12 protein-coding genes are annotated in these 20,054 nt (G+C 43.1%); 8 read left to right on the plus strand and 4 right to left on the minus strand.

Translation table 11 applies throughout. The features are described from left to right. Entirely contained in the window at positions 1-855 is an 855-nt protein-coding gene (gene nadC, locus AYW75_RS10975; RefSeq protein WP_067099362.1) for a carboxylating nicotinate-nucleotide diphosphorylase, read from the minus strand. Positions 856-1,625: 770 nt separating this feature from the next. Between nadC and aceE the strand changes: the two genes are divergently transcribed. Together aceE and aceF are read left to right on the plus strand one after the other, a co-directional pair. After that, positions 1,626-4,292: a pyruvate dehydrogenase (acetyl-transferring), homodimeric type gene (aceE, locus tag AYW75_RS10980; RefSeq protein WP_067099364.1), complete on the plus strand. Its 2,667-nt coding sequence runs from the start codon at positions 1,626-1,628 to the stop codon at positions 4,290-4,292. Positions 4,293-4,377: 85 nt separating this feature from the next. Further along, a complete protein-coding gene (gene aceF, locus AYW75_RS10985; protein WP_067099366.1) occupies positions 4,378-6,369 on the plus strand; it encodes a dihydrolipoyllysine-residue acetyltransferase in 1,992 nt (663 codons plus the stop codon). Positions 6,370-6,424: 55 nt separating this feature from the next. Here the strand turns inward: aceF and AYW75_RS10990 are convergent, their stop codons facing one another. Then, positions 6,425-7,567, minus strand: coding sequence for a patatin-like phospholipase family protein (locus AYW75_RS10990; protein WP_067099368.1), 1,143 nt, complete (start codon positions 7,565-7,567; stop codon positions 6,425-6,427). 435 nt (positions 7,568-8,002) lie between these two features. Here AYW75_RS10990 and AYW75_RS10995 point away from each other — a divergent pair, with 435 nt between their 5' ends. The 3 genes from AYW75_RS10995 (at position 8,003) to pgm (ending at position 13,091) form a co-directional block, all read left to right on the plus strand. After that, the gene (locus tag AYW75_RS10995) at positions 8,003-10,144 is read left to right on the plus strand and encodes a methyl-accepting chemotaxis protein (protein WP_067099370.1); all 2,142 of its coding nucleotides are present in this window, start codon (positions 8,003-8,005) and stop codon (positions 10,142-10,144) included. A 16-nt stretch (positions 10,145-10,160) separates the two neighbouring features. Continuing rightward, complete coding sequence (locus AYW75_RS11000; protein WP_067099372.1) at positions 10,161-11,342, plus strand: EAL domain-containing protein; 1,182 nt, start codon at positions 10,161-10,163, stop codon at positions 11,340-11,342. Between the two features lie 105 nt (positions 11,343-11,447). Continuing rightward, positions 11,448-13,091 carry a phosphoglucomutase (alpha-D-glucose-1,6-bisphosphate-dependent) gene (gene pgm / locus AYW75_RS11005; protein ID WP_067099374.1) on the plus strand — a complete coding sequence of 548 codons (1,644 nt, stop codon included), beginning with the start codon at positions 11,448-11,450 and terminating at the stop codon, positions 13,089-13,091. A gap of 22 nt (positions 13,092-13,113) precedes the next feature. Here the strand turns inward: pgm and AYW75_RS11010 are convergent, their stop codons facing one another. Together AYW75_RS11010 and ydiJ are read right to left on the minus strand one after the other, a co-directional pair. Further along, positions 13,114-13,848 (minus strand): spermidine synthase, encoded by a 735-nt coding sequence (locus AYW75_RS11010; protein WP_067099376.1) that lies wholly within the window; start codon positions 13,846-13,848, stop codon positions 13,114-13,116. A 74-nt stretch (positions 13,849-13,922) separates the two neighbouring features. Beyond that, on the minus strand, positions 13,923-16,994 hold the full coding sequence (ydiJ, locus tag AYW75_RS11015) for a D-2-hydroxyglutarate dehydrogenase YdiJ (protein ID WP_067099378.1): 3,072 nt from the start codon (positions 16,992-16,994) through the stop codon (positions 13,923-13,925). Between the two features lie 165 nt (positions 16,995-17,159). Here ydiJ and AYW75_RS11020 point away from each other — a divergent pair, with 165 nt between their 5' ends. From AYW75_RS11020 to AYW75_RS11030, 3 genes are all read left to right on the plus strand, one after another. Beyond that, positions 17,160-18,083 carry a 1-aminocyclopropane-1-carboxylate deaminase/D-cysteine desulfhydrase gene (locus AYW75_RS11020; protein WP_067099380.1) on the plus strand — a complete coding sequence of 308 codons (924 nt, stop codon included), beginning with the start codon at positions 17,160-17,162 and terminating at the stop codon, positions 18,081-18,083. A 175-nt stretch (positions 18,084-18,258) separates the two neighbouring features. After that, complete coding sequence (locus tag AYW75_RS11025; protein WP_067099381.1) at positions 18,259-19,140, plus strand: NAD(+) kinase; 882 nt, start codon at positions 18,259-18,261, stop codon at positions 19,138-19,140. 15 nt (positions 19,141-19,155) lie between these two features. Then, a complete protein-coding gene (locus AYW75_RS11030; protein WP_067099383.1) occupies positions 19,156-20,025 on the plus strand; it encodes a rhomboid family intramembrane serine protease in 870 nt (289 codons plus the stop codon). Positions 20,026-20,054: the final 29 nt, after the last annotated feature.

Below are 20,054 nucleotides of genomic sequence, written 5' to 3' on the forward strand. Positions count from 1 at the left end.
TTATATGTTTTCCTCAATAACTCGAAGGGATAAATCAATCGCCTGAATATGCTTCGTTAGCGCGCCTACAGAAATAAAGTCGACACCAGTGAGAGACACATCTTTGATATGTTGATCTGTCATGTTACCAGATGCTTCAAATTTCACTTTAGGTGAGAAAGTGTCTACGGCTGTTTTCATGTCCGATAAAGAAAAATTATCTAGCATTATGATGTTAGCACCTGCGGCTACAGCCTGTTCAACTTCCTGAAGATTCTCAGTTTCAACTTCTATCGGTTTGCCAGGTGCAACTTGCTTCGCTTTTTCAACTGCTGCCGTAATTGAGCCTGCAGCCATGATATGGTTTTCTTTAATCAAGAAAGCATCATATAAGCCAACACGATGATTAGATGCGCCCCCTACGGCAATGGCGTATTTTTGAGCCAAACGAAAACTAGGGATCGTTTTGCGGGTATCTAAGATCGTTAACGACTGATTTTCTACTAACCGTGCGTATTGACGTGAAATAGTAGCGGTGTAAGACAGCATTTGGATGTAGTTAAGCGCTGTACGCTCCCCAGTTAAAATGCTGCGCGCATTCCCTTTTAGCTTAAGAAATGCTTGGTTTGCTTCAAGATCAGCGCCTTCTTTAGCCAGCCACTGAACTTCAACACTTGGATCAAGCTGTTCAAACACTTCATTGGCCCAAGCCTGACCACAAAGCACGGCGGGTTCGCGCGTCAGTACTTGCGCGACTAAAGTATTTGATTCAGGAATGAGTTGTGCAGTGATATCGCCAGAACCAATATCTTCTTTTAAAGCGATTTCTACATGTTGTTGAATGTGTTTTTTAAGTTGCTCAGAAAGGAGGGTCATTTAAATGTCCAGTTAATGCGCTTGAAATTTTGTTGTAATTGTAACGAGTATCAAGACTTTAGTCAGTTTAGAAATAGGTTTTGTAACATTTGTTAAAAAATGAGGTGATATCAATCATAATAAATATTAGTTATGGTTGGTATTTGCATCGTAAATAGGCCATGAATACCTACTGTAGTATCTATAAAAGTGCTCTTTTTGTACGAAAAACAATCACTTTGAACGCTTGTTTAACGTGCTTAAGACAGTATCTTTACATCAGTATCTATTCCTTAGTGGCATTAGATGGTAATCTTAGGTCCGATTTTTGTACCAACTCACGGGAATAACGGCCACTGCGACGCACGCTTACGCATGTAGATCGGGCAACGGAAGCAGGTAACTTCAGTATTCATCAGCTTTGCTGAAGCTGTTAAAGTGGTATCAGTTAACGCCAAGTTTAATCTTCTGTAATACGCAACAGTGTGCAGAAATTGATCAGGGCAAAAAGTTTGTTAATCAAACTTAAAATACGGAAATAGGCTAACTCAAGATGATGAGTGGTCGATATGATAACGAAGAGCATCTAACTAGAATAACAAAGCTTGTTCGCGATCAAGCTTAAGTTTAATAAGCAACAAAGATTAGGTTACTTTATAAACTTTAAGTATCGGCTGGGCTCGCGCAGTATGCGAGCTCGAAATGTCTGTTTAAACTACTCTTAGGCTACTAAACAACCAAATGTGCCTAGGGGTTTGAGATCTGTTCTTATAGCGGGGGTTATAAACACTATGACGGAGCAGCATATCCTCGAAGATATCGATCCTACTGAAACAAAAGAGTGGGTCGATGCGCTCGAGTCTGTCCTTCGAGAAGAAGGTCCTGAACGTGCCCAGTATATTCTGGATCGCCTAAGTAAAGAAGCTGTTAAATCAGGCACTCCAATGCCTGCTTCAATTACTACGCCATACCGTAATACTATTGCGCCACAAAACGAGAAACCTCTACCAGGTGACTTGTTCATGGAACGTCGCATTCGTTCTATTATTCGCTGGAACGCATTGGCGATGGTAATGAAAGCTAACCGAGTAGATTCTACTTTGGGCGGCCACATTACGAGTTTCTCATCTGCAGCTACTTTGTACGATATCGCGTTCAACCACTTCTTCCGTGGTTCAAGCGAAACCCAAGAAGCCGACATGGTGTTCTTCCAAGGTCATATCTCTCCAGGTATTTACGCACGTTCTTTTATTGAAGGTCGTTTAACTGAAGAGCAAATGGACAACTTCCGTCGTGAAGTGGATGGCAACGGCCTGTCTTCGTACCCACACCCATGGTTGATGCCTGAATACTGGCAGTTCCCTACGGTATCAATGGGGCTTGGGCCACTACAGGCGATTTACCAAGCTCACGTTATGAAGTATCAAAACAGCCGTGAACTTGTCAATCAAGGTGACAGAAAAGTATGGGCATTCTTAGGTGATGGCGAGTGTGATGAACCAGAATCACTAGGCGCTATCGCTTTAGCTGGTCGCGAAAAACTTGATAACTTGATCTTCGTAATCAACTGTAACCTTCAGCGTCTTGATGGCCCTGTTCGTGGTAACAGTAAAATCGTTCAAGAGCTTGAAGGCGTTTTCCGTGGTGCTGGTTGGAACGTAGTTAAATGTCTATGGGGTCGTCATTGGGACCCGCTATTTGAAAAAGATGACAAAGGTCTTCTTCAAAAACGTATGGACGAAGTATGTGACGGCGAATTGCAGAATTATAAAGCAAATGGCGGTGCGTACACGCGTGAACACTTCTTTGGTAAATATCCAGAGCTGTTAGAAATGGTTAAAGATTTGTCTGACGATGACATTATGAATCTTAACCGTGGTGGTCACGATCCATATAAAGTCTATGCAGCATATGCAGAGGCAACCTCTACTAAAGGTAAGCCGACGGTTATCCTTGCCCAGACCGTTAAAGGTTACGGCATGTTCAAAGCTGCAGAAGCGCAGAATACTGCTCACCAAACTAAGAAGCTGGATGAAGAGTCTCTTGCTCAATTCCGTGATAAGTTTGGTATCCCGATCAGTGATGATGAATTAAAAGATCTGCCTTATTATCGTCCTGCTGAAGATAGCCCAGAAATGAAGTACTTGCGCGCTCGTCGTCAGGAGCTTCATGGTGACTTCCCAGTTCGTCGTAAGGATTGTGAAGCACTTGATGTGCCATCACTTGAAGACTTTAAAGCTCAGTTGAAAGGCACGAATGGTCGCGAAATTTCTTCGACTATGGCGTTTGTTCGTTGTTTGAACAACATGGTTAAACACAAAGGCATTGGCAAGCGTGTTGTACCGATTGTTGCAGACGAAGCGCGTACCTTTGGTATGGAAGGCATGTTCCGCCAGCTAGGCATATACTCAGCTGCAGGTCAGCGCTACACACCGCATGATCATCAGCAAGTAATGTTCTACAAAGAGTCTGAAAAAGGTCAGATTCTTCAAGAAGGTATCAACGAAGCAGGTGCTATGTCTGCTTGGTTAGCATTGGCTACTTCATACAGTAACAGTAACTATCCAATGATCCCTGTCTACATCTACTACTCAATGTTTGGTTTCCAACGTATTGGTGACTTAGCTTGGGCAGCAGGTGACTCACAGGCTCGTGGCTTCCTACTGGGTGCTACAGCTGGGCGAACAACGCTTAACGGCGAAGGTCTACAGCATGAAGATGGTCACTCGCATATCCTTGCGGGTACGATTCCTAACTGTATTTCTTATGACCCTACATATTCATACGAAGTTGCTGTTATCGTACAAGACGGCTTACGTCGCATGTATGAAGAGCGTGAAAGTGTTTTCTATTACCTAACAGTAATGAATGAAAACTACGAACACCCTGATATGCCTGAAGGTGTCGAAGAAGGCATTCTGAAGGGTATGTACAAGCTTAAATCTGTTGAGAAAAAAGGCAACAAAGAAACTGTTCAGCTTCTAGGTGCTGGTGTCATTCTGCGAGAAGTAGAAGCAGCCGCTGAAATCTTAAGTGAAGAGTTTGGTGTTAATTCTGATGTATGGAGTGTGACATCTTTCAATGAATTGCGTCGTGAAGGTTTAGACGCGACACGTTGGTCTATGCTTCACCCGACAGAAGACGCACGCCTTTCTTACGTTGAGCAGTGTTTAGGTGGCAAGGGTCCAGTAATTGCGTCAACTGACCACATTAAACTTTATGCAGATCAAATTCGTCCATTTGTAAACGGTACTTATAATGTTCTTGGTACTGATGGCTTTGGTCGAAGCGACACCCGTGCAAAACTTCGTCACTTCTTCGAAGTGAACCGTTACTGGGTAGTGGTTTCTGCGTTGAGTGCTTTAGCGAAAGACGGCAAAGTAAAAGCTGAAATCGTGGCTGAAGCAATCAGCAAATTTGACTTGGATCCTAACAAGCCAAACCCAGTTACCTGCTAATTAGCGGATTAATCGGGACTGAGTCGATCTAAGATCGGCTCAGTGAGTTAAAGTTTGATGCGTCTATACGACAAAGGAGATTTCCGTGAGTACTGAAATTATTCGAGTACCGGATATTGGTGGCGCGACTGACGTCGATGTAATCGAAGTTAGCGTGCAAGTTGGCGACATTATTGAAGTTGACCAATCAATTATTGTTTTAGAGACAGACAAAGCGTCTATGGACGTCCCGTCTCCAATGGCAGGTAAAGTAACAGCGATCTCTGTCAAAGAGGGTGATACTGTTTCTGAAGGCAGTGACGTCTTGACACTTGAGGTTGAAGGCAGTGAATCAACGTCTGAAGACACTAAAGAAGCGTCATCTGAGCCTGCTGAAGAAGCACCAGCACAAGAAAAGCAACCAGCCCAGAAGTCTGCTGCAACAGAAACGTCTGAGCAAACTGTTTCAGTCCCAGATATTGGTGGTGCAACAGGTGTGGATGTTATCGAAGTTTGTGTTGCTGAGGGTGACGAAGTTCAAGAGGGTGATTCCATCATTGTTCTTGAAACTGATAAAGCCTCTATGGATATTCCTGCACCTACGACGGGCAAAGTTTCTAAACTACTAATCAAGGAAGGCGATACCGTTTCTGAAGGCGACGAAATACTTGTGCTAATGGCAGAAGGTGAAGTGGACGCTGAGCCAGAAGCTGAAGTACAAGATAACGCTTCAAACGCTGACGCAGAAACAGAGTCTGAGTCACAAGAATCAGATGATGAACCTGCCCAATCAGGTGGTGTTGAGTCTGTCAATGTTCCAGACATTGGTGGTGCAACAGACGTTGATGTGATTGAAGTAAGCGTCGCAGTTGGCGATAAAGTTGAAGAGGGTGATTCAATCATCGTTCTTGAGACAGATAAAGCGTCAATGGATATTCCGGCTCCTAAATCAGGTACGGTTAAATCTGTATCGATTAAAGAGGGAGACAAAGTATCTGAAGGTGCCTTGATTCTTGAGTTGGAAGTGGTAGGTGCTTCAGCGCCAGCTAAGAAAGCTTCAGCGCCGAAACAGTCTTCTGCTAAGCAAGAATCTTCTAAATCAGAGGCTTCAGCACCTAAGCAAGCCGCTGCCAAAGAGTCAGCATCAGCCGATCAAGGTGCAGTGTTGTCTTCACCAAGCAAAAAAGTACACGCTGGACCTGCAGTACGCTTGCTCGCTCGAGAGTTAGGTGTCGACCTATCGTTAGTTCGTGCAACTGGCCCTCGCGGTCGTATCACGAAAGAAGATTTGCATGCTTATGTAAAAGCAGCGGTTCAAAAAGCGTCTTCTACACCTGTTGCATCAGCAACATCTGATGGTGCTGGTATTCCACGCGTACCTGAAATTGATTTTGGTCAATTCGGTGAAGTTGAAGTGGTGAAACTGAGTAAGATTCAAAAGCTTACGTCATTCAATATGACTCGCTCTTGGCTGAATGTTCCTCATGTAACTCAGTTCGATAAAGCGGATATTACAGATCTAGAAGAATTCCGTAAGAGCTTGAAACCTGAAATGGAGAAACAAGGTGTTAAATTGACGCCACTTCCATTTATGATCAAAGCTGTTGCGCAAGCGTTAGTTAAGAACCCTGCATTCAATGTATCTCTTCATGCAGACGGCGAAAGTGTCGTGCAGAAGAAATATGTGCACATTGGTATTGCAGTGGATTCTCCTGTGGGTCTTGTTGTTCCAGTATTGCGTGATGTTGACAAGAAGTCTGTTGTTCAAATTGCTGCAGAAGCTGGTGAGTTGATCAAGAAAGCGCTTGGAAAACAATTGAAACCTGCTGATATGCAAGGCGGCTGTTTCACTATTTCTAGCCTTGGAGCTATGGGTGGCACAGGCTTCACACCAATTGTTAACACGCCTGAAGTGGGTATTCTTGGTGTATCTAAAGCTGATGTAGAGCCTCGTTGGAACGGTAAAGAGTTTGAGCCACGTACAATGCTTCCATTGTGCTTGTCTTACGACCACCGTGCTGTTAACGGAGCGGATGCGGGTCGATTTATGACGTATCTAAATGCTTTGCTAAGCGATGTGCGTCGTTTAACGCTATAGTCATAAAGCGATTAAATGATGTCCAAAAGGCAGCCTAAGGCTGCCTTTTTTGTGTCTAATCACTGAAGAAATCTAGAATCTTATCTTGTTGCCACATCGCATCTTTGTAGCCTAAATCTATCAAAGCAGAGCAATACTCTGGTGTAAAAAGAAGGTAGCTAGCAGCTGATGATGCGTTGCCAGTTTGGTTGCCACTTGCGGTTCTGAGTAGTTTTTGGATGTGTCTGGGTAAAGAGTCCAAATGTTCATTTGCTATCACGTTGAGACCTTTTGATGGCGAGATTACCAGTGTTTTACGCAAGGGTAAATCGGCTGGACGCTTATCTTCAGGTACCAGAGAGAGCAGTCGATTAAGGGTTTCTATGTGAGTTATATCGTCATCGACGGTATCCAAAAAAGCACTGTTAAAGAGTTGGCCGAGCACTTGTACGATTGAGGGCTGCAAACTATTTTGATTATCTTTTAAGTAATTCCAGTCTTTTGCTTGTCTATTGTCGCTAACCCCAATGATAAACAGTTTCTCCGCTCCTAAGCGTATCGCAGGTTGAATGATTGAGCCAAGTCGGACGGCTCCATCGCCATAATAATGATCACCCACTTTCTGTGATGGAAATATGCCAGGAATTGCGCTTGAGGCGAGTAAATGCTCGATAGAGATAGCTTGTTTTACACCGGTCTTACGCGCGCTCTGCCAATCTCCAATGTTCGTATTGGATGACTGATAAAAAGTTGTAGAGTTACCGTTCGAGTAGTTAATAGCCGTTATCGCAAGCGTTTCTAGTAAGCGTTGATTTAACGCGATCGATACGTCGTCTAAGTTTAAATGTTTGCGCAGTAGTGCTTCCAGCGGTCTATTCACCATCAGAGAGAGTTGGCTGCCGTTTCTTTGGTTTAGAAAAATATTGGCAATGCTGCGAGTTATTGAAGAAGCAATCGGCCAGCGGCTTACTTGATAAACTTGTTCGGTGGTTAAATTGCGCCAAATATAGGAAAGTTGTCGAACACCATGTTTAAAATTGTTGGCTCTTGTCGCTAGTAAAGCTGCATTTAGGGCACCGGCAGAGGTACCACATAAGATTTGAAAAGGCAGAGTCTGATGATGGGGAGCTATTTTTGCTACGCCTTGTAAAACACCAATCTGATATGCACCACGGGCACCACCGCCAGATAACAATAATGCAGATTTGCTTAACGTCATGTACTTGTTCCTTATACAGCTTAGGCACACTTTAAGTATAGTCTAAAATTTCATGTACTAAGGGAGGGCAAGTGATACAACTAAAATTTCGTGATGACACCAAAAAGTGCAAGAAAACGACTTTAGTGGTCATATTTGGTGCATCAAGGACGATTTTAAATAATGAATAATTTGTATTGCCTTTTTTTAGGAAAATCATGGCCTTACTTTCTGTTATAAATTGTGTGAATGGATGGGCTTCTTTCTGATAATAGAGCTTTATCTAGAGTTTAGTTCTGTTGAGATAGTGTTACTTGGTGAATGTGTTTTATTCTGATAATAGTGCTTAAATCGGTAGGTTTACCTATTCGGGGTTGTGGTATGCGTTTTGCTCTTACAAATGATAGCTCCACTTAAGAGAGCGGAAACAATTATAAAACCATAGAAGGGTGAACTATGACGCAATTAGTTAGTGATGCGATGGCACTAAGTCGATCTGAAAAAAAATGGCTTAAGTGGTTCGGTCCAAACGGAAAGGTGAATTTAGGGTGGAGTTGTTTTTTAAATAGGAAGGCTTATAAAGACATAGAAATGACGTTTGAAGGGGTGGCCGATACCCGTGTTAGATTATTAAAGCAATTCACAAATAATGTCTGGGAGCGTTTAGAACAAACATCCCAAACTTTACCTAAAGTAGATAAAAGCTACATTAGCAGTACGCTAGAGAAGGTATCTGAATCGCTACCAGAAGCATCTGAAATTGCTTTGATTCATGACGGCATCATTTTTCATTCCACAGTAGCTTCTCGAAATGGCCAAAAACATGATCAACCAAAAGCCCTTGAGCGAGCAAAATATAAACCTTTTCTTCATGGTCCATATCCTGACTCGATAACTCTTGAACTTGGGGGCACAACATCAAAGTTTCATGATCAAATGACGATGATGTTTTATCAACCAGTTATTTATGATCAGGAAGTAATGTTCCTTATAGTTCGCATTCCTAACGATGTGTTTAGCGATCTTATTCAGCGTGAAGCAGGTCATGTTTTCAGTGAATCTGGCGATAATTACTTGTTCATGGTGAAGTCAACATTCGATCAGAATTTAAAACCAGGCGTTGCTTTAAGTCGTTCACGTTTTGAAGATGATACTTTTTTTCTTGGTGAAAATTTAAAACAAGGTGTTACTACTGCATACGGAACTGTGAAAATTAAAGCTCATACAGAGCTAGAAGTTATGTTTACTGATCCTGCCACTGGACAGCTGCATCCTGGAGTGCGTGAAACGATAAAAAACGGTAGCAATCTCTTTGTAAAATACCCAGGCTACTCAGACTATCGTCACGTTCCAGTAATTGGAAAGGGCATTACTTTTTCGTTGAAGGGCTCTGACGATCGCTGGGGAATGATGTGTGAGGCCGATGTAGAAGAAGTCTATCGCCCAAGGTCTGTCAAATACACTATGATGCGTATGTATTGGGGCTGTATGTTACTGACATTGGGTGTCCAATTTAGCTTAAATGCTTTTACTAGCTTACCTATTTTTGCGTCTTTAGGTATTTCAACGGCACTAGCTTTTTTACTGTCTTTAATATTTTCAGCGCAAGGTCCAGCGAAACTTTCAAGGCAGCTCGGAGGGATGGCTAAGGTCATTCGTGGGCTTGCTGAAGGGGAAGGAAATTTGACACAAAGAATGGATGTTTCTCGGTTGCCGCCTAATGAAGCTGGGCTCCTAGGTAGGTGGATAAACAGTTTCGTTGATAATTTGGATCAGATAGTAGGTGAGGTCATTATGTCTGCAAAACAAGTTACTGTGTTAACGCAACAAATGGCAAACTCTAATGAAGAGGCCTCGCTAGCTTCAGAAGCAGTGCAGAATGCTGCGAGTGAGTCATTAGACGTTGTGCAATCTCAAAACGGCTATGTCGAGAATGCTAGCGAAAGTGTTGGCGTTATGAAAGCCACTATGGAGCAAGCAGTTCATGGTGCTCACAAGCAATACATTTTAGTGCGTCAAAGCACTGAAACCATTCGCGATGTTGTCCAAACTTCAGCAGATTCTGTCAATCTTCTTAGTCAGCAAGCAGATGAAGTTGGGAGGTTTGTTGATGAAATAACCGACATTACCAGTCAAACTAATCTGTTGGCGTTGAATGCAGCAATTGAAGCCGCTCGTGCAGGTGAATATGGTCGCGGCTTCTCTGTTGTAGCTGATGAGGTCCGCGCGCTCGCTAATCGGACAGCTGTGACCGCCGCTGACATAGGCAACGTTGTTAAGGGCATTAAGTCAGAAACAGATCGTGCGGTCTCGCTCATGGAGCAAGGTATCAATGATGTTAATGACAGTCTGATAAAAAATGAGGCTGCATCAAACGACAGTGACACCCTATCTCATGTCGCTTCAGATATGTTTGAAATTATCGAGCAAATATCAGTTACTACCCAAAAAAATGGTGTTCATGCTCAACATGTGGCTGTGAGTGCTTTACAAATGGGGTCAAGTATTCGTTTGGTGAAAGCGAATTCTTATGAAGTGCAAGCTAGAGCAAACGAGCTTTCACGTCTAGTAGGCCTTTTTAAAGTAAGTGCGGCCTAACTAAGGAGAATTGATAATGACTAAAGCCGAGATGGCATCGCTGAAAGTGGGTTTAGTACCCTATTTTCAGCCTATCGTCGAGGTTTCTTCAGGCTGTATAACTGCGTTTGAAGCATTAGCACGTTATGTTGATGATCAGGGTAATGTGACTTCAGCAGCTTTTTTGTTCAGTGATACCTCGTTATCCTTACAGCAAAGAAGAGAAATTGATCAGCACGTAAGAGCTCAGGCAATTGCCAAGGCAGCGCTTTTGCCTGACGATACTCGTCTAACTCTAAATATTTCCCCTGAGCTGATTGAATACGAAGAGCATTCCCCTGTTATTCATACAGTAAATATGATCGCTAGGTCTAACCTTCATCCTAATCAGGTGGTTATAGAACTACTTGAGACAGAAGGAAAATTATCAGATCTTAAAACACTAGTTACGGCTTATCGAGGGGCCGGTATGCGTATAGCAATAGATGACTTTGGTTCAGGCTTTTCTCATTTTGATCGGGTAATCGCTGTTGAACCTGATGTAATTAAGCTTGATATGAGGCTGTTAAAGCAGGCGTCAGTGGGTGGTTTACTCGCGGGCTCTGCGGTTAAAAGCATTGTAGATTTCTGCACAAAAAGTGGTGCTATCATCGTAGTGGAGGGCGTTGAAACCGAAGAAGAGTTTTTCTATGGACTAAGTTGCGGTGCTCACTACATGCAAGGATATCTATTTTCTTCTGCACAGCCCATTTTTCTGGCCAAAGAAACATTTCAATCCCAAATCAGCACCTTACGAAAATGCTTTTTTGAGCGCAAGAAAAAATCCACACTTCAAGCATCTGAGCGTTACAATTTCCTAGTAAAAACACTTGAAGCTGTGGTCGCCCTCGATTTGGAAAGTGTGTGTGTAAAGCACAAAGTAGAGGCTAAATTAGCGACTATACTGGGGATTTTACGGTATTTTGTTGCAGACATGGAAGGATATCAGCAATCCCCCAACTATGTTCTTAATTCTGAAGGGAACTTTGTAGACGAACAGACACCTTGGGTGGCTGTTAATTGGTCTTGGCGGCCTTATTTTAGCCAAGCCTGTTGTTCAAAGTTTGCAATTGTGTCGAATGAATACCTTGATATTCATTCTGGTAGGCATTGTAAAACAGCAGCAGTGCGCCTTAAAAACGGTAACGTTCTAATGGTAGATATTGATGTTGCAGATTAATTTGTATAGCTAAATTATTGATTTTACGTTCAATAGGCGTTGCAAGCGGCAAAGTAATTCAGGAATATAAAACGATCAACTTTCTAATTAAGGGGCTTTAATAATATGGCAATTCATCCTCAAGCAGGGCAGCTCGCTCCAAATGAGTCATTGGTTAATATCCCTAAGCTCATTAGTGCTTATTACACTTTACATCCTGATGCACAGTTTGATGCCGAGAAAGTCAGCTTTGGAACGTCTGGGCATCGTGGTAGTGCTTTTACTAAAAGTTTTAATGAAACGCATATTCTCGTGATCTGCCAGGCAATTTGTGAATACAGGCAGTTGCACAGTATTGAAGGGCCGCTTTATCTTGGCAAAGATACGCATGCACTGTCTGAAGCGGCTTTTACTAGCGCGTTACAGGTGTTGGTTGCAAACGATGTAACCGTTCGAGTGCAAAAAGACGATGGCTATACGCCTACACCGGTTATTTCGCACGCCATCCTAACGCACAATCGCGATGTATCGGCGCGACCTGAGCGTGCTGATGGTATCGTCATTACGCCGTCTCATAACCCCCCGGAAGATGGTGGTATTAAGTATAATCCACCTAAAGGTGGTCCGGCCGATAAAGATATTACCGACTGGATAGCGGAGCGCGCTAACGAGCTTATGTGGCATGACATGAAAGGCGTCAAGCAGGTTGAAGTCGTTGAGGCGCTAAGCAGTGATCTTGTGGAGCCATTTGATTACATTGAGCATTACGTTAGTGACCTAGATAATGTTATTGATATGGCCGCTATTAAAAAAGCCAATGTACGTATTGGTGTGGATCCGTTAGGTGGTTCGGGCATTGGATTCTGGAAACCAATTGCTGAGCGCTATGGTTTAAATATTGACGTTGTAAATGATCGTGTAGATCCTACGTTCTCGTTTATGCCACTTGATAAGGATGGGCGTATTCGTATGGATTGTTCATCGCCCTATGCCATGGCAAACCTTCTAAAGATTCAAGATCAATTTGATGTAGCCGTCGGGAATGATCCCGATTACGATCGCCATGGAATTGTCTGTCCTGGTTATGGCTTAATGAATCCTAATGCCTACCTTGCAGTGGCCATAGAGTATCTGGCGACACATCGAGATTGGCCTGTTGATATCCAATATGGTAAAACGTTGGTATCCAGTGCAATGATTGATCGTGTAGTGGCAGATTTAGGTAAAACGTTGTGTGAAGTGCCTGTTGGCTTTAAGTGGTATGTTGATGGTCTATTCGACGGTACCTTAGCCTTTGGTGGCGAGGAGAGTGCGGGGGCTTCATTCTTACGCAGAGATGGCACTGTTTGGACAACAGACAAAGACGGCTTCATTATGGCTTTGTTGGCCGCTGAGATATTAGCTGTCACGGGCAAAAATCCTGCTCAGTTAGCTGAGGAGCAGGCTAAACGATTTGGTCAGCCTTACTATAAGCGCATTGATGTTGTTGCAACACCTGAACAAAAAATGATTCTTTCAAAGCTAGAAGCGAACTCTGTGCATGCGCAAAGTTTGGCGGACGACCTTATCGTAAGTAAGTTGACCCATGCGCCGGGCAATGATGCAGCAATAGGCGGCTTAAAGGTCTCTACCGACAATGGTTGGTTTGCTGCCCGGCCATCTGGTACAGAGAATGTTTATAAGATCTATTTAGAAAGCTTTGTCTCCGAGTCTCACTTAGCTCAACTGGAACAAGAGGCCGTTGAGCTGGTTAATTCTGTATTGGAGTAATGAGCTTGTAGAAGAGGTTATGTCAAATAACCTCTTCTAGCCGACTTTGCCATTTATTTAAATTAAAACCGAGTGTTTGAGTTAATTGCGAACACTGATCTTTTTGTTCTTTAAGGTTCAGATTGTGGGGAACATTTGTAGCGAATACAACCCAATTACCACAGCCTGTGTCCAACGCTGTCAAGGTGTTAAATTGCTCAAGTAAAAAGTGTTTAAGGTCACTATGGTACTGGTGCTCATCCCAGCAGTTTAATACTAGCATCCCATTTTCTTTAATCTGATTTTTGGCCTGTTCCAAAAAGGTTTGCGTGGCAACACGCTTGTCCATACCAAAGTGTTGATATAAATCTGTAAACAAAATATCAAACTTCTTTGACTTATTATTTTGAACGAACTCAATAGCATCTTCCGTAATCACTTCTATTCGTTTACTTTTAGGTAAGCGAAAGAATTCTTCTGCAATGGCAATAATTTCAGGCCTTAGCTCTACTGCCGTAATGTGTATGCCGCTCACGGCTTTACTCAGCGCATGGACTAGCGCGCCACCCCCTAATCCCAATACGCAGGCACGTTTTGGCTTGCGGTCAATTAACGCCAATAACATGGCTTGGGTATATTCATGTTGCAGCACATGTGGCTGCTTTAGATTGATGCGACTTTGTTCGTCACCATCGGCAAATGACAGTGTGCGAAATTTACCATCGTCAAATACGCGAATGACACCGTGTTCATCCTGCGTTTCGTATACTAAGGACATTGCTAATCTCTTCTTGAAAAAGAAAAGACCAGACGGGTGTCTGGTCTTTATTGGCATGATACGGATTTTTTGCGTTAAGCTAAATCAGCTTTTATATGTTCTAGTAGTATTTGAGCAGGGTGTTTAACGCTAACATCATCCATGCGCTTTGTTTGACAGCGGCAAGAATAACCCGTTGCGACCAATTTATTATTCAGTGTAGGATCGTTAACCTTCTCTTTCCATGACAAGTTGTAAATTGCCTCAGAGGTTGGCTTGTTACTAGATTCATGGCCATATGTACCTGCCATACCACAACAGCCGACATTTTCAACGGCTAGCTTTAGCCCTAAGAGCTCGTAAACACTTTGCCAGTCTTTAATAGACGGCGCTGCATTGGTTTTCTCGGTACAGTGAGCCATCATATGAAATGTCTCGTCTTTTACTGAAATGGCTTGTTTTTCTAGATGGGTAGATTGGTTTGCCAGCCATTCTTGCATTAATTGAACTTTAGGGATGGGGCGGCTGGTGCCGAAAGTCTTAGCATACTCAGAGCGATACGTTAGCGTCATAGAGGGATCAATACCAATCATGGGAAGTCCGTAAAATGCTAAATTTTGAAGCATGTCCAGATTTTTCTTGGCAGCTTTCTCAAAAGGTCGCAAAAAGCCATGTACATGCAATGGTTTACCGTTGGGCATGTAAGGCGCTAAATAGGCCTGAAAGCCAAGGCGACTTAATAGTTCCATAACATCTAACACGAGTTCCGTTTCAAAATAGCTGGTGAAAGCATCCTGAACAACAATTACGGCACGTTTACGGTCTTTTGGGCTTAATGCTTCAATGGCCAAAGGTGTCGCTAAACGAATGCCACGACTGGACATTTCGCGTTTTAAGTTATGTTTCGATAGTTTGGGGCTGTCTTCAAAACCAATTACCTTGCTGATTAGGCCTTTGGTGAAACGATTCCCTACCATCCAATTATAAGGCTGAGGGAAAGCAGCCATCGTTGGCATCATATACTCCAAAGAACCTACAAAATAGTCTTTTGCGGGTCGAAGGTAGCGGCTGTAATACAGTTCTAAGAACTTGGCGCGAAACTCTGGCACGTCGACTTTTATCGGGCATTGGCCGACACACGATTTACACGCTAAACAGCCCATCATAGACTCATGCACTTCATTGGAAAAGTCGTATTCACCACGTCGTTTTGCCAATGTATTGCGTAGCTTTGGAATAAAGCTGGTAAGAAAGCTTGTGTGACGTGTTTTGTGACTTTCTTTTAATACATCAACCCCTTGCTCGCTCATGCCTCGAAGCCATTCTCTCATTAAAGAGGCGCGACCTTTGGGTGAGTGAATACGTTGACGGGTTCCTTTCCAGGACGGACACATAGCATCGTTTGGGTCAAAATTAAAACAGGCACCATTACCATTACAGTACATACCTTCTTTAAATTGATCACGATTGATCAATGGAATTTGACGGTCCAGTTGGCCACGCATTGGCACTTCGTCGATTTTAAGTAAATCTGCACCTAATTCATAAGGTGTGGCGATTTTACCAGGGTTAAGTTGATTACGAGGATCAAAAGCACCTTTGATTTGTTGGATGCACGGGTACAGATCACCAAAAAAAGCTGGAGAGTATTCTGAACGAACGCCTTTGCCGTGTTCGCCCCAAAGCAGCCCATGATATTTCTGAGTTAACGCGACTACTTTATCCGTGATTTCTCGGATCATAGGTTCTTGCGACTCATCCTTTAAATCAAAAGCAGGCCGCACATGTAATACACCAGCATCTACATGACCAAACATGCCATAGGTCAAACCATAACTGTCTAATACGTCACGAAACTCCATTATAAAGTCAGCAAGATGTTCAGGCGGTACCGCTGTATCTTCAACAAACGGGATAGGGCGCTTTTCGCCTTTGGCGTTACCCAATAAGCCAACGGACTTTTTACGCATGCCCCAAATTTTATTTACGTTATCGTGACCGTTTGCAACGGTATAGCCAAGAGCACTGGCATTTGGATCGGCACTAAGCGCATCAAGTCGATCGGTTAGAATTCTAACGCGGGCTATTACTTCAGCTTCATTGTCACCCGTGTATTCAACAAGATTAACGCCTTGAGCATCTTCACCAGATTGTTCTGGAAAAAATTCTGCAACCGAATTCCAGATAATATCGCCTTTAGCCAATCCCAACACTTTAGAGTCGACGGTTTCAATTGATGTCGGCTGTGCGCTAAGTAATTCTTTAGCATGGCGTAAAGAGGCTTCGAAGCTGCTGTACCGGATATTGACTAAGGTCGCAAAGGTAGGGATTTTGAGAAGATTTACTTTTGCTTCTACGATAAAGCCAAGTGTTCCTTCTGAGCCACAAAGGATGTTGTTAAGGTTGAATTGGCCGTTATCGTCGCGTATGTGCGCTAAATCATAGCCTGTCATGCAGCGGTTCAGTTCTGGGAAGGAGTCATTAATAGCATCTTGTTTGGTCTGTGCAATGGTATCAATGACTCTGTGTGCGTGGGCCGCGTAATCAGACCCTTTCTTAATGGTATTGAGTGAGTCTTCATCGATAGGAGCACTACTGATTAATTCACCATCCAAAAGTACTGTTTTTAACTCCAGCACATGGTCACGAGTTTTACCGTACATGACCGAGCCTTGACCACTTGCGTCAGTGTTGATCATCCCGCCAATGGTTGCTCTGTTACTGGTAGACAGTTCAGGAGCAAAGAATAAGCCATCTGCCTCAACTGCTTTATTCAGCTGATCTTTGACTACACCCGTTTGTACACGTGCCCAACCTTCCTTGACGTTTACCTCAAGGATTTTGTTCATGTGCTTGGATAAGTCCACCACCAGGCCATCTGTTAGAGATTGTCCATTAGTGCCCGTTCCGCCGCCGCGAGGGCTTAAAACAATACCGTGAAATTCTGTTTCATTAGAAAGGCGAGTTAGCAGTTGAATATCTGCCACTGAGCTTGGATAAATAACGCCCTGGGGTAGGACTTGATAGATTGAGTTGTCGGTCGAAAGTACGACTCGATTGGCATAATCTGGATTGGTGTCCCCTTGGAATCCTGAGGTCTTCAAGCGCTCGATAAATGCGAGGTATTTAGCTTGTACTGGCGAGACCTCAGACAGTTTAGGAATCATGTAGTGTTCTCCGATGTGTGCAAACTTTGCGAAATGATTCTATCAAAGAAAATACGTGTAATGGCGGCTTTTAGATGAAAAAATAGTACTAACAACATTCTAAATATTCATGAAGCGACTTAAATTGTTTTGTTTTTGCTTCATAGCGACCTTTTGGGGGGCTTTTTGCAGTTTGATACTTTATTGATGCCAGGTCCGCCTGATGATTCCGGTAATGAGTTTTTGATTTATCGTGGCGATTTGGAATGTAATATTGCACCCGGTAATAAGCAGCATAAGCTTAAATATCATATGCAGCAGGCGTTAAGTGAAGGGTGTCAATATGTTGCTACATTTGGTGGACCGCATTCTAATCATGTAGCCGCATTGGTTGCTAGTTGTCAGTTACATGGGTTAAAGCCATTGATTGTTGTTCGTGGCGAAACTTGGGCAAAACTAACGCCTACGTTACAGTCAGCTGTTGCTTCGGGTGCTGTACTGTTTCCAAGTACTCGACAAGATTATCGCCTCGGGTTAGCGTCTGAAATAAAACAGACCATTGATAGCTATTATTCTAATGTTTACTGGGTGCCAGAGGGTGGGGCAGGCCCCTTGGGTGTCATGGGATGCTTTGATTGGGCTAAAACCATAAGTCAGCATTCCAAAGCAGAAGGTGCTCATTTTTGTGTTGCAAGTGGCACGGGGGCGACTGCAGCGGGGTTTGCATCTTCAGGCATCGATTCGCTTAGCGTTTTTTCGGCTTTAAAGGGGACGCACAATCTTACCGAAGATGTTCAGTCTTTGTGTCGACAAGCTGGCTTAGATATTACGGCACAGTTGTCGACGTATGATGAGTGCTTACATGGTGGTTTTGGGCGTATAAGTAAAGAGCTGGTCAATTTCCTACGAACGCTCTACAGGTTAAATCCAAGTATAATATTAGATCCCATTTACACTTCTAAGATGGTTTATCAAGTATATCAATTACAAAATAAAGGGCTTTGGCCTCACAGGCGTACATTATTTGTTCACACTGGTGGGTTACAAGGATGGTTAGGGGTGAAAAAAGATCAGCAGCCATACAGCGACCCTGAGCGATATTCGTGTTAATTCACATTGCCTGATCGGTTGCCTAATAGCTAAGCCTTTAGCTTCGTGTTACATTCTTACGTAATTTGGTTTATCCATAATTGTTTGAAACCAATAGATATTTAATTGCAATAAATGGCTAGTGCTTAAATCAAAGGCTAGTGAGAGCAAATCAGTGACAGGAAAGATTGATTAAATGAGTCTTTTTAGACGAATTGGTATTATCGCTCGCTTAGATAAACCACAAATCCTTGAGACAGTAACACGCCTAACCGATTTTCTTATCGAGCAAGGGGTTGAACCTGTGCTAGAAGAAGATTTGGCGACAATGATGTCAGGTGCTCAAATTTCGGCCGCGCCGCTGAAAGAGCTGGGTGACTGTTGTGATTTAGTGATGGTTGTTGGTGGCGACGGCAGCTTCCTCGGTGCTGCAAGAGCCATCATTGATTACGATGTTCCTGTGCTAGGTATGAACCGTGGCACCTTAGGCTTTTTGACGGACATTTCACCCACCGATTTTGAGAAAGAGTTGGAGCCAATTCTTCGTGGTGAGTACTTAGAAGAAAAACGCTTTATGATAGAAGCCAAAATCAAACGTCAAAATCGTCCAAGTGGTGAAGGGGTTGCGTTGAACGACTTGGTTCTTCACCCAGGTAAATCTGCCCGTATGATTCGTTTTGATCTCTTTATTGACGATCAGTTTGTCATGAATCAAAAGTCAGACGGTTTAATCGTGGCAACTCCAACGGGTTCTACTGCATACGCTTTATCTGCAGGTGGCCCAATTATGTTGCCAAAACTCAATGCCTTGGTGCTGGTGCCGATGCACCCACATACTTTAAGTAATCGTCCAATTGTGATTGATGCTGATGCTAAGATTCGCATCGTGGTTTGTGAGTCTAACCTTACCTACCCCAGTGTTAGTTGTGATGGACAGCTAAATATCACGGCCGCTCCGGGTGATGAAATTCACATTACTCGTCGTAAAGGCTTTATTCGTTTGATACATCCTAAAGATCATGATTTTTATGATGTCTGCCGTACTAAACTAGGATGGCAATCAAGCTATCGCCAATAGAGGCGGTCTAAAACTATGGTTTTAATCTACGAATTTGCTGTCAACGAACACCCTCAAAATCTCAGTAAACTGCTTTGGCAGCAACGAATCAGTCATCGTATTGTTCAAGCTAGTGGCCATGATCAATTATGGATCCTAGACCCCTCGGACAGTGAAGAAGCACTAAATATCCTGCAGCTTTGGCAGCACGATCCAGATGTGACACTGTCAGAAAATGACCGCCCCAAAGCAAAAAAAAATCGTCCCAATAGTTTTCAAGATTGGCACAAATCTCCTATGACTTTGGCGTTATTAATTTTAACGTCCGTTGTTGGTCTCGTCACAGGACTTGGTGATTATCTTGATACCGTAGAATGGTTTACGATTTCTTCTTTCGACATTATTGGAAATCGTATTCAGTTCGACCCACTTACAGAAGTATTAGCAAAAGGTGAGTATTGGCGACTGATTACGCCTGCATTTATACACTTTGGTGCAGCTCATTTAATTTTCAATGCTCTATGGGTGTGGGAAGTAGGTCGAAAAGTTGAACGTCTGACGGGGGCTTTTGTATGGCTGATCTTTGCAATATTTGTGATGGTTACCAGTAATGTTGGCCAGTACTTAATAAATGGATACCCCCTATTTGGTGGATTATCTGGATTAGTTTATGGACTAGTGGGCTTCGCATGGGTGATGCCAATTCTAATTCGTGGCTGGCCAGTGATCATTTCGAAGCCATTAATGGCATTCTTTATTGTCTGGTTATTAATTGGTTATACCGATGTGCTATCAGTATTTGGTTTAGGGTCTGTGGCAAATGAAGCACATTTATTGGGTTTGGTATCAGGGCTGGCCTTTGCTGGGCTCTATAGCGTGATATGGAAGTTATTCAGAAAAAATTGATGTAACCAACAAGAGTTGGGTGTGAGTGA

The organism is Marinomonas atlantica (assembly GCF_001639725.1).
Lineage (GTDB): Bacteria > Pseudomonadota > Gammaproteobacteria > Pseudomonadales > Marinomonadaceae > Marinomonas > Marinomonas atlantica.

What these genes read in the sequence shown, in the direction of transcription:
- nadC (WP_067099362.1), bottom strand. Translation starts at nt 855, where the DNA reads ATGACCCTCCTTTCTGAGCAACTTAAAAAACACATTCAACAACATGTA.
- aceE (WP_067099364.1), top strand. Translation starts at nt 1,626, where the DNA reads ATGACGGAGCAGCATATCCTCGAAGATATCGATCCTACTGAAACAAAA.
- AYW75_RS10990 (WP_067099368.1), bottom strand. Translation starts at nt 7,567, where the DNA reads ATGACGTTAAGCAAATCTGCATTATTGTTATCTGGCGGTGGTGCCCGT.
- AYW75_RS10995 (WP_067099370.1), top strand. Translation starts at nt 8,003, where the DNA reads ATGACGCAATTAGTTAGTGATGCGATGGCACTAAGTCGATCTGAAAAA.
- AYW75_RS11000 (WP_067099372.1), top strand. Translation starts at nt 10,161, where the DNA reads ATGACTAAAGCCGAGATGGCATCGCTGAAAGTGGGTTTAGTACCCTAT.
- pgm (WP_067099374.1), top strand. Translation starts at nt 11,448, where the DNA reads ATGGCAATTCATCCTCAAGCAGGGCAGCTCGCTCCAAATGAGTCATTG.
- AYW75_RS11010 (WP_067099376.1), bottom strand. Translation starts at nt 13,848, where the DNA reads ATGTCCTTAGTATACGAAACGCAGGATGAACACGGTGTCATTCGCGTA.
- ydiJ (WP_067099378.1), bottom strand. Translation starts at nt 16,994, where the DNA reads ATGATTCCTAAACTGTCTGAGGTCTCGCCAGTACAAGCTAAATACCTC.
- AYW75_RS11025 (WP_067099381.1), top strand. Translation starts at nt 18,259, where the DNA reads ATGAGTCTTTTTAGACGAATTGGTATTATCGCTCGCTTAGATAAACCA.
- AYW75_RS11030 (WP_067099383.1), top strand. Translation starts at nt 19,156, where the DNA reads ATGGTTTTAATCTACGAATTTGCTGTCAACGAACACCCTCAAAATCTC.